Source organism: Nocardia sp. NPDC050435 (assembly GCF_040655395.1).
In the GTDB taxonomy this organism is placed as follows: Bacteria; Actinomycetota; Actinomycetes; order Mycobacteriales; family Mycobacteriaceae; genus Nocardia.
In genome coordinates, this window is record NZ_JBFAJW010000001.1 from 158,836 (window position 1) to 172,773 (window position 13,938).

Annotated in this window: 19 protein-coding genes; 8 read left to right on the forward strand and 11 right to left on the reverse strand. The window is 68.5% G+C overall.

All coding sequences use genetic code 11. The features are described 5' to 3' along the window. The first annotated feature begins 99 nt into the window (after window positions 1–99). Window positions 100–435 carry an Lsr2 family protein gene (locus AB0I43_RS00710; protein WP_356977415.1) on the forward strand — a complete coding sequence of 112 codons (336 nt, stop codon included), beginning with the start codon at window positions 100–102 and terminating at the stop codon, window positions 433–435. A gap of 4 nt (window positions 436–439) precedes the next feature. On the opposite strand, the gene AB0I43_RS00715 is transcribed toward AB0I43_RS00710, so the two are convergent. Then, entirely contained in the window at window positions 440–928 is a 489-nt protein-coding gene (locus AB0I43_RS00715; RefSeq protein ID WP_356977413.1) for a Pycsar system effector family protein, read from the reverse strand. A gap of 107 nt (window positions 929–1,035) precedes the next feature. Then, complete coding sequence (locus AB0I43_RS00720) at window positions 1,036–1,386, reverse strand: helix-turn-helix domain-containing protein (protein WP_356977412.1); 351 nt, start codon at window positions 1,384–1,386, stop codon at window positions 1,036–1,038. Window positions 1,387–1,447: 61 nt separating this feature from the next. Here AB0I43_RS00720 and AB0I43_RS00725 point away from each other — a divergent pair, with 61 nt between their 5' ends. After that, window positions 1,448–1,831, forward strand: coding sequence for a VOC family protein (locus AB0I43_RS00725; RefSeq protein ID WP_356977410.1), 384 nt, complete (start codon window positions 1,448–1,450; stop codon window positions 1,829–1,831). Window positions 1,832–1,967: 136 nt separating this feature from the next. Further along, window positions 1,968–2,768 carry an SAM-dependent methyltransferase gene (locus AB0I43_RS00730; protein ID WP_356977408.1) on the forward strand — a complete coding sequence of 267 codons (801 nt, stop codon included), beginning with the start codon at window positions 1,968–1,970 and terminating at the stop codon, window positions 2,766–2,768. Between the two features lie 13 nt (window positions 2,769–2,781). On the opposite strand, the gene AB0I43_RS00735 is transcribed toward AB0I43_RS00730, so the two are convergent. Beyond that, window positions 2,782–3,543 (reverse strand): ABC transporter permease, encoded by a 762-nt coding sequence (locus AB0I43_RS00735; RefSeq protein ID WP_356977406.1) that lies wholly within the window; start codon window positions 3,541–3,543, stop codon window positions 2,782–2,784. Continuing rightward, window positions 3,540–4,331 (reverse strand): ATP-binding cassette domain-containing protein, encoded by a 792-nt coding sequence (locus AB0I43_RS00740; protein WP_356977404.1) that lies wholly within the window; start codon window positions 4,329–4,331, stop codon window positions 3,540–3,542. Before AB0I43_RS00740 ends, AB0I43_RS00735 begins: the two co-directional genes overlap by 4 nt. 228 nt (window positions 4,332–4,559) lie before the next feature. Here AB0I43_RS00740 and AB0I43_RS00745 point away from each other — a divergent pair, with 228 nt between their 5' ends. From AB0I43_RS00745 to AB0I43_RS00760, 4 genes are all read left to right on the forward strand, one after another. Then, the gene (locus AB0I43_RS00745) at window positions 4,560–4,868 is read left to right on the forward strand and encodes a PadR family transcriptional regulator (protein ID WP_356977402.1); all 309 of its coding nucleotides are present in this window, start codon (window positions 4,560–4,562) and stop codon (window positions 4,866–4,868) included. After that, on the forward strand, window positions 4,865–5,221 hold the full coding sequence (locus tag AB0I43_RS00750) for a DUF1048 domain-containing protein (protein WP_356977400.1): 357 nt from the start codon (window positions 4,865–4,867) through the stop codon (window positions 5,219–5,221). Before AB0I43_RS00745 ends, AB0I43_RS00750 begins: the two co-directional genes overlap by 4 nt. Beyond that, entirely contained in the window at window positions 5,222–5,542 is a 321-nt protein-coding gene (locus AB0I43_RS00755) for a DUF1048 domain-containing protein (RefSeq protein ID WP_356977398.1), read from the forward strand. A gap of 83 nt (window positions 5,543–5,625) precedes the next feature. Continuing rightward, window positions 5,626–6,270: a LysE family translocator gene (locus AB0I43_RS00760; RefSeq protein ID WP_356977396.1), complete on the forward strand. Its 645-nt coding sequence runs from the start codon at window positions 5,626–5,628 to the stop codon at window positions 6,268–6,270. Here AB0I43_RS00760 and AB0I43_RS00765 read toward each other — a convergent pair. After that, window positions 6,267–7,010, reverse strand: coding sequence for a TetR/AcrR family transcriptional regulator (locus AB0I43_RS00765; RefSeq protein WP_356977394.1), 744 nt, complete (start codon window positions 7,008–7,010; stop codon window positions 6,267–6,269). The genes AB0I43_RS00760 and AB0I43_RS00765 overlap by 4 nt on opposite strands. Window positions 7,011–7,130: 120 nt before the next feature. Here AB0I43_RS00765 and AB0I43_RS00770 point away from each other — a divergent pair, with 120 nt between their 5' ends. Next, window positions 7,131–7,790, forward strand: a complete 660-nt coding sequence (locus AB0I43_RS00770) for a hypothetical protein (RefSeq protein WP_356977392.1) — start codon at window positions 7,131–7,133, stop codon at window positions 7,788–7,790. Here the strand turns inward: AB0I43_RS00770 and AB0I43_RS00775 are convergent. Genes AB0I43_RS00775 through AB0I43_RS00800 form a run of 6 tightly spaced genes read right to left on the reverse strand, consistent with a single transcriptional unit; the run spans window position 7,740 to window position 13,937 of the window. Continuing rightward, window positions 7,740–8,729 carry an MlaD family protein gene (locus tag AB0I43_RS00775; protein WP_356977390.1) on the reverse strand — a complete coding sequence of 330 codons (990 nt, stop codon included), beginning with the start codon at window positions 8,727–8,729 and terminating at the stop codon, window positions 7,740–7,742. The two genes, AB0I43_RS00770 and AB0I43_RS00775, sit on opposite strands and share 51 nt — an antisense overlap. After that, window positions 8,726–9,778, reverse strand: a complete 1,053-nt coding sequence (locus tag AB0I43_RS00780; RefSeq protein WP_356977389.1) for an MlaD family protein — start codon at window positions 9,776–9,778, stop codon at window positions 8,726–8,728. The genes AB0I43_RS00775 and AB0I43_RS00780 overlap by 4 nt, the downstream gene beginning before the upstream one ends. Beyond that, window positions 9,778–10,860: an MlaD family protein gene (locus AB0I43_RS00785; RefSeq protein ID WP_356977388.1), complete on the reverse strand. Its 1,083-nt coding sequence runs from the start codon at window positions 10,858–10,860 to the stop codon at window positions 9,778–9,780. Before AB0I43_RS00785 ends, AB0I43_RS00780 begins: the two co-directional genes overlap by 1 nt. Window position 10,861: 1 nt before the next feature. Beyond that, complete coding sequence (locus AB0I43_RS00790; protein WP_356977387.1) at window positions 10,862–11,884, reverse strand: MlaD family protein; 1,023 nt, start codon at window positions 11,882–11,884, stop codon at window positions 10,862–10,864. Continuing rightward, window positions 11,872–12,888, reverse strand: coding sequence for an MCE family protein (locus tag AB0I43_RS00795; RefSeq protein WP_356977386.1), 1,017 nt, complete (start codon window positions 12,886–12,888; stop codon window positions 11,872–11,874). Before AB0I43_RS00795 ends, AB0I43_RS00790 begins: the two co-directional genes overlap by 13 nt. Continuing rightward, on the reverse strand, window positions 12,885–13,937 hold the full coding sequence (locus AB0I43_RS00800) for a mammalian cell entry protein (protein ID WP_356977385.1): 1,053 nt from the start codon (window positions 13,935–13,937) through the stop codon (window positions 12,885–12,887). The genes AB0I43_RS00795 and AB0I43_RS00800 overlap by 4 nt, the downstream gene beginning before the upstream one ends. Between the last annotated feature and the right edge of the window lies 1 nt (window position 13,938).

The window sequence follows — 13,938 nt, forward strand, 5'->3', positions numbered from 1 at the left end:
GCGGAACTCGCTTTCGGGTCCCCTGCCTATCTGCGCGGTTATGGTGTTCCGCTAACGTTTGCGTCCAACAGGTTCTGGCGACTCGAAGGGCAGTTCAGCATGGCGCGCAAGGTTGTTGTGACACTGGTCGATGACTTCGACGGCACATCTCCCGCGGAGGAGACGGTGTCGTTCGCTGTAGATGGCGTCGCCTATGAGATGGACCTTTCCACGCTCAACGCCAAGCAGCTGCGGGCGCTGTTCGAGCAGTGGGTGCCGCACGCGCGCAAGGTCGGTCGCTCGGGTCGCGCCAAGAGCACCGAGAAGCGCTCGGTGGTGGACCGCGAGCAGACCGCGGCCATCCGGGCCTGGGCGCGCGAGCAGGGCCACGAGGTCTCCAGCCGCGGGCGCATCCCGGCCGAGCTGGCCTCGGCCTACGCCGCCGCCAACGGCTGACGCGCTACACCACGGTGGCCACGCCCACCACCAGGGCCGCGGCCAGGAAACGGATCGCCCAGGTGACGAGCACGTACTTGCGTGTCGCCGCGCGGGCGATCGTCCAGACATGGTGGGCGAGCGCGGCGTCGAAGGCGGCCGGATCGGCGAGCGCGGCGAGCATCGCGGTGCGATAGTGCTCGGCGGAGGCGAATCGCGCGATCGTGCCGTAGTGGATGAGGGAGTTCGCCCCGAGGCGCCTCGTTCGGGGCAGCACCGTCCACACGGCCAGCAGCGCGCTGACACCGGCCAGCGCCACCGAGACGTACAGCATGATCAGACTCGCGGTGGGTGGCTCGGGAACTTCGCGTAATCGACCGGACAGCAGGGCGAGCATCGCGCCCGAGAGCGCTAATGTCGCGCCCGCCTTGGCGTCCGCGAATTTCACCCACTCGCTCACCGTGTGCAAGGTCCGCCACAGCGTTTCCTGGGTCGGTTCGGTGATCAAATCCATGACGCGGATCCCCTTGGGCGACAATCACGGTGGCGCATGTCGAGCCGATTGAATTCTATCCGTCCGGACACGCCGCGATAAGGAAACGGTTCCGGGCCCGCGAAACCTCAGCCGGCGCGATGCGCGGGCGCGTCGAGCAGGCCGTCCAGATGCGCCCGCGACCAGTCGCACAGGCCGTAAACGGTTGTCAGGAGCCGAGTTCCGGCCTCGGTGAGGGTGTAGTCGACCCGGGGATTGGCGGTGCCGTGGTCGTACCGGGCGAGCAAACCGTGGGTTTCGAGGGCGCGCAGCGTCTGGGTGAGCATTTTGTAGCTGATGCCGTCGAGCGCACGATGCAGTTCGCGGAAGCGGCGGGGGCCGGGCTGGATCTCCTCCAGGACGCGCAGCCCCCACCGGGTGGAGACGACGGCGAACACCCGCCGCGCGATATCGCGGGCCAGTTCTTCCTCGCTGGGCATCGGCGCTCACCTTCAAGTGCGTACTGCTGTCGTCGGCGGATCCACCGTAGCGTCCCCCGGTATGCGGATCGTGAAGACCTACGCCCGACTGTTCGTCACCGACCTCGACCACTCCCTGCCGCTGTACGAGCGAATCGTGGGCCGCGCGGCGGATCTGCGATTCGCTTTCGAGCGGGCGGAACTCGCGGCGGTCGGCGATTTCCTGCTGATCGCGGGCCCGCCGGAGCACACCGATCGCTACCGCGCGACGGTCGGTCCGGTGATTGTCGACGACCTCGGCGAGCTGATCACCGAACTCGCCGAGGCGGGCGCGGAGCTGATCGACGGTCCGCACACCAGCGCCACCGGACGGTTCGCCTATCTCCGTCACCCCGACGGGGTGACGGTCGAATACGTCCAGTGGGCGACCGAGGTGCGGTCTCGCGTCCTGGGTCGGCCCGCGTGATCTGTCCGATAAACGTCGCTGGGCACACCGGTTTCGGCCAATCCGCGCAAGCGATTGAACACGCAGCGGTCGCTTCCTACCGTGGAGTAGATGGCCCGATCGACGTGTTCGGCATGTGCGCGGAAGGAGTTGCCCGATGGGTGATCCCGAAGGTGGCACGCTGATCCGCACCGACCTCCCGCACGCCGCCCGGATCTGGAATTTCTGGGCGGGCGGCAAGGACTATTACCAAGTCGACTCCCTGGTCGGTCGCGAATGCAGGGTGCGATTTCCCGGCATCGGCCGCATGGCCCAGGACGGGCGCGAGTTCGCCGCCCGCGCGGTGCGGGTATTGGCCGAGAAAGGGATTCGGCAATTCCTGGATCTGGGCTGTGGCCTGCCGGGGCCGTGCAACGTGCACGAGATCGCCCAGAAAATCGATGCGTCCGCGCGGATCGTGTACGTGGACAACGATCCGCTGGTCCTGACCCACGCCCGCGCCCTGATGACGAGCACCACCCCGGACGGGGTCGTCGGTCACGTCGACGCCGATATCCACGACCCGGAACGGATTCTCGCCGAGTCGCGGCGGATCCTCGATTTCGGGGAGCCGATCGCGGTGCTGAGCATGTGCACCGCCGGATACGCGAAGACCTCCGGCGAAGCCCGGCGCATCGTCGCCACGCTGCGCGACGCGGTCCCCGAGGGCAGCTACTTCGCCGCCTGGGACGGCGCCGCCGTGCACCCGGCCTTCGTGCGCATGTGCGGTTTCTATGCCGGGACCGGCGCGGCGCCCTACGAGCCGAGATCCCGGCAAGAACTGGCGGCCCTGTTCGACGGCTGGTCCCTGATCGAACCCGGTTTCGTCCAGGTGCCCGCCTGGCGACCGTTCGAGCCGGTGGAACCGGAGCGGATCCGCTCGGCGGCGGCCTTCTGCGGAGTCGCCCGCAAGCGCTGACCCGGGCGGCGGCTCAGGACACCTTGCGCCGATAGATGCGCATGGCGCAGGCGTAGGAGACCACGAGGATTCCGGCGCACCAGCCCAGGGCGATCCAGATCTCGCCGCCGACCGGATCCTGGGCGAACAGATCGCGAATGGCGTTGACGATGGAGGTCGTCGGCTGGTGTTCGGCGAACGCGCGCACCGGTCCGGGCATCGAATCGGTGGGCACGAAGGCCGAGCTGACGAACGGGAGGAAGATCAGCGGGTAGGAGAAACCGCTCGCTCCGTCTGGGGATTTGGCGGTCAGGCCGGGGATGACGGCGAGCCAGGTCAGCGCCAGCGTGATCAGCAACAGGATGCCGCCGACCGCGAGCCAGGCGAGCAGGCCCGCACCGGAGCGAAAGCCCATCAGCAGGGCCACGAGCACCACGACCGCGAGCGAGATCGCGTTCGCCACCAGGGAGGTGAGCACGTGTGCCCACAGGATCGACGAGCGCGCGACCGGCATGGATTGGAATCGCTCGACGATGCCGTTCTTCATGTCCAGGAACAGCCGGAAAGCGGTGTAGGTGATGCCCGAGGCGATCGTGATCAGCAGCACGCCAGGCAGCAGATAGGTCACATACGAGTCCGTTCCGGTCTCGATCGCGCCGCCGAACACGTAGACGAACAGCAGCAGGAACGCGATCGGCATGATCGTGGTGGTGATGATGGTGTCGGGGCTGCGCACGATGTGCCGGAGTGACCGGCCCAGCAGATAGCGGGTGTCACCGAGGAATCGTGTGGTCATCGTGGGTCCTTGCTGGTCGGTGCCGGGACGTTCTCGTCGCCGACGAGGGCGAGGAATACTTCCTCGAGGGTGGGGCGCTTCTCGACGTACTCGACCTTGGCGGGCGGCAGCAGCGCCTGGAGTTCGGCGAGGGTGCCGTTCACGATGATTCGGCCGTGGTGCAGGATCGCGATGCGGTCGGCGAGTTGTTCGGCCTCGTCCAGATACTGCGTGGTGAGCAGGACGGTCGCGCCGCGCGCGGTGAGATCTCGCACGGCCTGCCACACTTCCAGGCGGGCCTGCGGGTCGAGGCCGGTCGTGGGCTCGTCGAGGAAGATGACCGGCGGGTTTCCGATGAGGCTCATGGCGATGTCGAGGCGCCGGCGCATGCCGCCGGAGTAGGTTGCCACCCGGCGGGCGCCGGCGTCGGTGAGGGCGAAGCGCTCGAGCAGTTCGTCGGCGACCGCGCCCGGGGCCTCGACTCGTCGCAGGTTGGCGATCAGCACGAGATTCTCACGCCCGCTGAGGATTTCGTCGACGGCGGCGAATTGCCCGGTGAGGCTGAGGGATTCGCGCACCGCGGCCGGTTCGGCGGCGACGTCGAACCCGTTGACGCTCGCGGTTCCCGCGTCGGCTCGCAGGAGCGTGCACAGGATGCGCACGACCGTGGTCTTGCCCGCGCCGTTGGCGCCGAGCAGCGCGAAGACGCTGCCCGGGGCGACCTCGAAATCCACGCCGCGCAGGACTTGGAGGTCCCGGTAGGACTTTTCGAGCCCGCGCGCTCGGATCGCCGGTTGCGATGTCGTCATCGAAGGGTCCTTCGTAGGGGATCTGCCGCGGCGTCGAGTGGAAGGCGCTGCGCGGGAGGGTGATTCGGCAAGCTAATCGGTGTCGCCGACTACCGCTATAACGTAACACCGACTAGTGGTACTCGGCAATACCGAGTACCGACCGTGCCCTGCTACTGTGGGTAGTGGGTGGTACTCAGTAGTGCCGCTCCGGTTGTCAGGAGGAATGTCACGGAGAATTTGACGGAGATGCTGAAAGGCACGCTCGAGGGATGCGTCCTGAAGATCATCGACGCCGAGGAGACCTACGGCTACGCCATCACCCGGCGGCTCAACGATCTCGGTTTCGTGGATGTCATCGAGGGGACGGTGTACACCATCCTGGTGCGGCTGGAGAAGAACGGCCTGGTCGAGGTTTCCAAACGACCGTCCGAAGTCGGCCCGCCCCGAAAATTCTACGCGCTGAACGACGCCGGTCGCCGCGAGCTCGCGGCGTTCTGGGCGAAGTGGGAATACCTCTCGCTGCGCATCAACGAGCTCAAGGAGAGCGCGGGATGAACTTCTGGGAGACGGTCACCGGCAGCGATCTCACCAGGGAGTGCCAGGCTTTCGAGGCGCGCGCCGCTGGGCTGCCCGCCGAATACCGGGCGGCGTGGGAGGAGATCAACGCGCACCTGTCCCCGTACTCCAGCTTCACCGGACGCAATCTGATGCCGATTCTCGACGGCGTCCTCGGACTGCTCGAAGAAACCGCCGCCGAGGGGCACGGTGTGCAGGAGGCGCTGGGCCGGGACATCCGCGGCTTCTGCGCGGCCGTCGCGGGCGAAGAGGGCGCCGGCAGCTACCGCGACAAGTGGCGCGCGCAGCTGAACGCCTCCGTGGCACGGAAACTGAGCCGGTTGGGAGGATGAATGGGCATCCGGGACCTCATCGAGGGTAAGCGGGAATGGCGGGCGCACGTGGCGCGGGTCAAGGCGCTGCCGCCGGACTATCGCATCGTCTACGAGGAGATGCAGAAGTACTTCATCAAGGTGGGGCCCGTCGAGTTGACCGACGGTACGCTGCTGCCCGGAATTCTCGACTTCTTCGAAGAAGGAATCGGAGCCGGTAAAGGGGTCATGGAGATCATCGGGCGGGACGTGGCGGCTTTCTGTGACGAGCTGATCAAGGATTCGCGCACCTACGCCGACATCTACCAGGAATCGATCGTCGAGGAGAACGGCGAGCGCTGACGGGGCGCGGGTAGCCGACAATCAGGGCCGGATTGCCGGGGGACGGATTGCGGTGGCCGAGACGTGGGGGCGAGGATGGGTGCATGATCGAAACCACGGCGTTGCTGGGAATTGCCGCGACCGAACTCGGGATGGTGCTGACGCCGGGGCCGAACATGATGTATCTGGTGTCGCGGACCGTCTCGCAGGGGCGGCGGGCGGGGCTGGTGTCGCTGGCGGGGGTGGCGGTGGGGTTCCTGGTGTATCTGGTGGCGGCCACGGTAGGGATCACGGCGATCTTCGCGGTGGTGCCGGGGTTGTATCTGGCGATGAAGCTGGCCGGCGCCGCGTATCTGGTGTATTTGGCGTGGAAGACGTTGCGGGGCGGACTGTCGGTGTTCGAGACCTCGGATCTGCCGCCCGACTCCTCGCGCAGGCTGTTCACCATGGGGCTCGTCACCAACCTGCTCAATCCCAAGATCGCGATCATCTACATGGCGCTGATTCCGCAGTTCGTGACGCCCGAGCACGGGCAGGTCTGGTTGCAGAGCCTGGTGCTGGGCTCGGTGCAGATCGGCATCGCGTTGTTCGTCAACGGGCTGATCGTGCTGGGCGCCGCGTCGGTCGCGGTGTTCCTGTCCGGCCGGCCGCTGTGGATGCGGGCCCAGCGCTGGGTCACCGGGACGATGCTGGGCGCTGTCGCAGTGCTGCTGGCCACCGATCGGACCCGCCCGGTCCCGGCCGCCTAGCCGCCGGCGATCGAGGCGGCCACACCGTCGAGGATCAGGTTCAGGCCGAAGCGGAAGTCGTCGCCGGTGGGATCGGCGGTGGGCGGGGGTGATTCGAAGAGGCCCGAGGCGAACAGCGCGGCGGCATCGGGGAAATCGGTGGCGTCGATCAGGGCGGCCATCTGACGGCCGTAGTGCTGTTCGTGCCGGGGTTGGTCCCGGCCGTCGGCGAGCCAGCCCGCGGCGAGTTGCTGGGCCTGCTGGTCGGCTTGGCGGACATAGCCGCTGACGACGGCGAGGGTGCCGAGTTTCGCGCCGGGGGTGAGGGCGGTGTCGCGCAGGGCGCGCAGGCCGGCGTCGAGCCAGGCGGTGTGGTGCGGGCCGCGGGGCGGGCCCGCGATCGGCAGGTGGGTGAGCCAGGGGCGGCGGCGGTGCACGTCCCACTGGGCGTGTGCCCAGTCGTGCAGCTGGGCGCGCCAATCGTCCTGGGGTGATTGGGGTTCCGGGGGCAGTCCGTAGCCGAGGTCGCCCATCAGAACGAGCAGTTCTTCCTTCGAGCCGATATGGCGGTAGAGCGACATGGGGGTGACGCCGAGTTCGGCGGCGATTTTGGGGAGGGTGGCGCCGGGCAGTCCGGCGCGGTCGGCCAGATCGACGGCGACGCGCACCACCTGATCCACGTCGAGACCTGCGGGCCGGCCGAGCCGGGCGGGTTTGCGCTGTCGCCACAACCGGGCCAGATCGTCGGGGAGGCCGGGCATGGATCTCACTCTCCAGTCTGATGCGGGGATGCTGGAGTCCAGGGTATAACACTTAAAGTATAAGACATATACTAATGACTGCTCGACGGTCGTCTGGAGTGAATATCTATGGACAACAGCATGATTCGGCGAGTCACCGGGGCGGCGGGCGTGATCGCCGCCGTGCTCACCCTGGTCGAACTGCCGCTCTATTTCGTGTACTCCGGTCCGCCGCCGGACTGGAACGTCTTCACCCGCAGCATGTTCGGGCTCACCGGGCTGACGGTGCTCGTGGTGTTCATGTCGGGCATCCGGTACCTGGTCCGGGACCGTGCGCCCGAATACGAGTGGGCCGGCGGGCTCGCGACGGCGGCGGGCCTGATGTGGCTCACCGTCTCGTTCGTCTCCACCGGCCTCGAGGTCGGCGCGGTGATCGAGGCCCCCGAGCCGATCGATCCGACCATCACGGTCTCGGGCACCTACATCCTGTACGGCTCGATCTCGAAGCTGCTGATCGCGTTGTTCCTGTGCGCCTTCGGTTTCGGGGTGTCCAAGGCCCGGCTGCTGCCGCGCTGGACGGTGTGGTCGGCGTACGCGCTGGCCGCGGCGCAGGTGCTGTTCGTCCCGTCGATGTTTTTCGGGAACACGCCGGCCGAGTTCTACGCCGCCAACGGCTGGGGCACCACCGCCACCATGGGGGGTCTGATGATGCTGTGGCTGCTGGCCATCGGCGGCGCCCTGCTGCGGGCGCTACCGGATTCCGATCTGCAACCGCAACCCGTCCGGGCTGGTGGCGTGTAGCGCCTGGCTGATGAGGCTGCCCAGGTCGATCCGCGAGATCGGCCCGGGCAGCAACGCGAACAGCGGCTCGAGGACCGGCAGCAGGGTGCGCAGCTCGGGGCCGAGCTTGTGCACCTTCACCGCGAGCTCGTCGAGCAGGGGCACCAGTCCGATCGTCTCGGGGGTGTCGAGCAGATAATCGCCCGGGGTGTCGCCGATCCGGATCACGCGCGCGATCGCGTCGGCGACCTCGGTCACGCGCGGCCCGAAATCGGCCCAGGCCGCGGCGGCGCCGGTCAATTCCCCACCGCCCCAGGCCATGCGCTCGGCCCGGGCCTGCATGTCGACCAGCATCTGCCGGATCAGATCGGTGCGGCTGAGCAGTGTCGCGGCCAGCAGGTCGGTGGACCTGGACAGCTGCGGGATCAGCGCGTCGGTGCCCTCCAGTCCGGTGCTGAAGGTCGCGACGATGCGGCTCAGCGCTTTCGGATCGAGCTGTTGCAGCAGCGCGGTGGCGCTACGCGCGACCTCGGGAATCGAGACCGGGGCGATAATCCTGGCCGCGTCGACCCGCGCACCGTCGGCGAGGTAGGGCCCGCCGGGGTGGTTGGGGCGGAACTCGATATAGGGCTCGCCCAGCCCGGACAGCGCCTCGATGCGCACCGTGCTGTCGGCCGGGAGTTGATAGGCGGCGTCGTAATCGAAGACGACCTCGATGCCGGCCCCGGTATGGCGCACCGCGCCGACCGAGCCCACCTCGATGCCCGACAGCAGCACCTTGGAGCGGGGCAGCAGGCCGCCGGAATCGGGCACCAGCATGGTGGCGGTCCGGCGTTCGGCGAACCAGTCGACCTTGACCACACCGAAGGTGAGGTAGGACGCGCCGAGCACCAGGATCGCACCGATCGCGGCCAGCGAAGCCAGGGTGCCGATGCGCCGGGTCGTGTCCGCGGAGCTCATCGCACCACTCCGATCATCTTCAGGGCGTTGATGATCGCCGTCACCTGCTCGTCGGTGGCCACCGGCGGTGCGCCGTCGAAGTCGACGCGCCCGATGGTGACCTTGGGACCGTGCTGCACGAACGGAATGAGGGTGTCCCGGAGCAGCGCGACCAGGCGGTTGAGATTCGACGGCGCGGTCAGATCCAGCGGACGATTCGTGAACAGCAGGGGGACAAGAGCTTTCGCGGCCGCCTCACCGGCCGACAACAGTGGGCCGAGCCACTCCACCGCGTGCCCGATGATGCCCAGCGCGCCGATCACCCCGAGCGTCAGCACCAGCGATTTGGCGCCGGCCGGGATCTCCACCGCGCCGCGCGCGCTGAGCAACTCGCTCAATTCGCGGGGATTGCCCAGTACCGCGTCCAGATCCCGTTCGATGGCGTCCAGGAACCGGTCCACCGAACCCAGATTGCCCGCGACATCGGTGACATCCCGGCCGAGCACGTCGAAGATGCGCGCGGTATCGGCGGGCCGGTCGGGCAGCACGCGGTTCAGCCGGACGATCATGTCCTGGACCTGCTGCACCGCGCCGCCGCCGACGAAGGTCGACATGCCGGCGAGCAGGTCTTCGATTTGCAGCGCCGGCTCGGTCCGGTCCAGCGGGATGGTGCCGCCCGGCGGGATGAGCTCGTCGAAACCGGCTGCGGGCGTGCTGAGTCCGATGAAGACATCGCCGAGCACGGTGTTCTGCCGCAGCCGCACGGTGGTGTGCACCGGCAGGCGCACCGCGGCGCTGATCTCGACGACCGCCTCGACCCGTCCGGGCCGCTGCGGGGTCGGGTCCAGCACCCGCACCTCGCGCAGGCTCCCGACCTGCGCACCGTTGGCGACGACCTTCGCCTGGCTGGGCAGATTGAGCGCGTTGGCGAGCTCGATCCGCACCTGATAGGTGGGACCGGACACCGTCGCGCCGGGCACCGGGACCTGCGCGGGGTCGAAACCGCAGCCGGGAAGCAGCAGTGCGGCGGTGGCGGCGAGGGCGAGCCCGGCGCGGGCGAATCGTTTCATCACGCACCCGCCGTTCCGAGCAGCAGCGGCACCAGGCCCGCGTCGGTCCGGCAACGCCCCGGCGCCAGTGCGTTGACGGCCGCGCAGATCTGGCCGGCCTGCTCCGGCGGCAGCGCCACTTTCGGTGGCGCGTAGGTCAATCGGGGCTTGCCGGTGACCGGATCGAGCATGCGCGTGAACGATTCCACCACCGGCGGAATCATCGTGACGATCTGCTGGAGCGTCGTGACATTGGCCGAGAGCAGCCGCAGCCCGGGCAACGCGCCATCGAGCGCCCCGAGCAGGGGCCGCCCCCATTCCCGGGACAGATCGTTGAGCCAGGGCAGGATCACCAGCAGCGAATCGATCAGCTGCACGGTGCGGCCCCAGAGCTGATTGATGAACGCGATGCCGGTGCCGACGTTTTCCAGCACGGTGGTGATGGCATCCCAGTTGGTCGCGACGCTCTTGATCAGGCCCGCGTAGGAGTCGAGCAGCGCGCCGATGTGGCCGATCGCGGCGTCGGGGGCGCGCAGCGCCTCGGCGAGATCATTGATCAGGGTGTTGAGGGCGGGACCGGTCCCGGCGGTGGCTTTGTCGAAGGCGAGCACGCTGTCGTGGACACGGGTGCGCTCGCCGGGCCGGGTCGCGCCGTTGAGTTGATCGGCCAGCCGCGAAAAGCCCTGCAGCGTCTGGCTGATGCTCTTCGGGGTGAAGGTCTTGCTGATGCAGCGGCGCGGATCCCACCGGTCGGCGGACATGGCATCCCCGAGCACCGCCAGGTCGCGGTCGGCGACCAGGTTGTCGGCGACGGTGGTGGCGGTGACCTCCCCGCGCAGGGCGCGCTCGGCCGCGAGCCGGAACTCGACCCGCACGCCGGTGCCGTCGGGCCGGATGGTGTCGACCGTGCCGACCGGAATGCCCAGCATGGTGACGTGATTGCCGGGATAGAGGCCGACGGCGTCGGGCAGCACCGCGCAGTAGGCGATTGTTTTCTTCATCGGATCGACCACGATCAGATACGCCAGCACCGTCACCACGGCGAGCAGCAGGGCGCCGGCGACGGTGACGAAGCCGGGTGCGGCGAGGACGCGCTTGAGCATCTCAGCACCCCCGCCCCGGCACCGGCACGCACACGGCGAGCATGGAGTGATCGATGACCAGCCCCTCCTCGGACGTGGTTGCCGCCACGAGCCGTTCGCGCAGCTCGCGCCAGGTCGGCAGCGCCGCGTCCAGTTGCACGCTGAGCTCGCGCAGCTGCGGGAGCAGCTCGCGCAGCTTAATCGTCATCGGTTGCAGGATGTCGCGATAGGACGGCTCCAGCGCCGCGATGCGGGAGAGCAGTTGCGCCGCGATGGTCAGTGCCACCTCGATCTCCGAGCGCTTGTTCAGGCCGAGCACCATCACCGTGCCGAGTTCCCGCACGAAGGTGCCCAGCAGGGACTTGTTGGCGTCGATGGTGCTCAGGTACTCGTCCATCACGGTCAGGGCCCGGGAGACATCCTGGTTCTGCCGTTCCAGAATGGTCACGAAACTCTGTGCCGCCGTGCCCATCCGGCGCAGCGCGTCGGGGCTGTCGGCGAGGGAATCCTGCAGGGCGGCGAAATTGCGGCGCAGGACCTCGCCGTCGACCTCGGCGACCGGCGTGGCGGCGTCCTGCAAGGTCTGCACCAGGCTGTAGGGCAGACGCACCCGGCTGGGCGGGATCAACGCGGAACCCAGGGGCTTCTGCCCGGCGGGGAGCACCGCGAGATAGTGCCCGCCGACGGCGGTGAGCATGCGGATCTCGAGGCGGGTATCCGCGCCGAGGAAGACCTCGCGATCGACGGTGAAGCGCATCCGCACCCGATCCGGCAGCAGCTCCAGCTCGGTGACCGACCCGACGGTGATGCCGGCCACTCGCACCTGCGCGCCGGTGCGGATCGATTGCGCCTCGGCGAGTTCCGCGGTGTAGGTCGTCTTGCCCAGCGGCAGCACGTAGATGACGGCGGTGGCCAGCAGGAGCAGCGCGACGAAGGCCGCGCCGAGCATGCCGAGCCGGAATTCCCAGCGATTCTTGGCCGCTTCGTGCCGATCGGGCGTGTGCGGCAGCAGGCGCTCCAGCACGCCCGCGATCATCCGTTGCATATCGCCACCCGCTGACCGGCGACCAGGACCGAAAGCACCTGGGGGAGCTCGGCGGCGCCCCTGGAGCAGGTCAGGCTGACCTGGCCGGGCTGGGCCGGCGGCAGCAGGTTGCTCAGGGCCTGGAGCAGACCAGGGAGCTTGCCGATGGCGTCGGCGGCGGCCTGCGGATCGGGGAACAGCAGCATCAGGTCGGTGTAGAGATCGGGATTCGCGGATTCGGTGAAACCCAGCGTCGCCATCAGGCGGTTCAGCGGGCCCAGCGCGGTGGGTGCGACCGCGGCGAAATCGAGCAGGCCGTCCAGCTTGGCGCGAAAGGCGGTGAACACCTCGGCGATGCCGCGCAGCAGCGTCACCAGATGCGGTGACTTGCCGCCGATCTGGGTGGAGATGGCGTGCAGATTCGCCACGATGGTGGAGATCACCGCCTGCCGGTCGGTGGTGTAGCGGCTGAGCTTCTCGATCGAATCCAGGGCCGGGCCGATGCCCGCGCCGTTGCCCTCGATGACCGCGACCATGCTTTCGGTGAACTGATTGAGCGCGCCGGGGGAGAACTCCTGGATCACCGGTTGTAATCCGTTGAACAGCTGGGTGATATCGAAGGAGGGCACGGTATCGGCGACGCCGATGGTGGCGCCGGCGGGCAGCAGCGGGCCGGGGGCGTCGGGCTGGCGGATGTCGACGTAGCGCTGGCCGGTGAGGGTCTGGTAGCGGATCGCCGGCACGCTGCTGTCGTAGAGGGGCCGCTCCGAGCGCACCGTGAAGCGCACCCGGGCCCGATCGCCTCGCAGCTCGATGGCCGACACCTTGCCCACGCCGACGCCGAACATGCGCACGTCGTCGCCCGTCTTCAGGCCGCTGGCATCGGTGAATTCGGCGCTGTAGCTCGCGGTCTCGCCCTCGATCGGGCGGCTGATCGCGTTGACGATCACCAGCAGCAGCGCGAGCACGACCGCGGTGAACAGCGTCAGCCGGACCAGGATGGCCCGCAGTGACAGGGTTTTCATCGCTCCCCTCCCAGCTCGGTGTAGCGCTGCTGCCCGAGCAGCGGAACCGCCAGCCCGGGCAGCGCGCGCAGCGTGAGGTCCATGGTGAGCGCCGGACCGTCCGGTGTCTGTACGAACATGCTGTTCAGGCGTGTGATCAATTCGTCCATCTCGACCTGGGACCGCCGCGGATCGGACACCGTCGCCGCCAGTGCCGCCACGACCGGCGTCAACGCGGCGGCGTAGCCGGTCAGATACTGCTCGGCGGCCGCACCGACCCGCCCGATCGCGGGAAACGCGCCCTCGGTGACCATGGCGATGGTGGCGTCGTAGCGCGCCCGATCGTTGACGAAGATCTCGATGTTCATCACGGAGTTCACGAGCCGGAACGTGGCCCCGCTGAAGTCGCCGACGCCGGCGAAGAAGGCCGCGTACTGGTCGAGCAGATAGTCCGTGCGATAGCGCTGGGTGTCGGCGACCGCGGTGCTCAGCGCGATGACGGCCTCGAACAACGGTGTGAAGGAACGCAATTGGCCGCTGAACCGGTGGATCAGCTCACTCAGCTGTGGCGTGAGCACGTCGGTGGAGGTCGCGGTGAGCTCCTGCAGCAGCGCGCCCATCGTGACGTCGTCGACCTCGGCGGCCCGCGCCCCGGACAGATCCACGACCGTGCCTTCGGTCAGCGGCGCGCCGCCGGACGCGGCGCGCAGGGTCACCGCGCTGATGCCGAACAGGTTCTCGGGGGCGTAGTCGACGCTGAGCGCGTCGGTGAGCGAGGCGGTCTGGGCCCGGTCCAGTTCGAGGCTGATCAGCTGCTGTCCCAGGCCGGCCGGGGCGATCTCGGCGACCTCGCCGACCACCACACCGTCCAGCCGCACCCGGGTCCCGGGGACGACGCCCTGGCCGATCTCTTCGGTACGCACCTGCACGCGCAGCCGGTCGGCGGGCCGCTCGTCCAGCCCGGCCCGCCAGGTCAGCGCGGCGACCGCGGTCACGACCAGCGCCAGCGCGCCGACCGCGCGGGCGCCCCGCCGCCCCATGCTCACACCGGGAATCGAATAGTTCGGCATG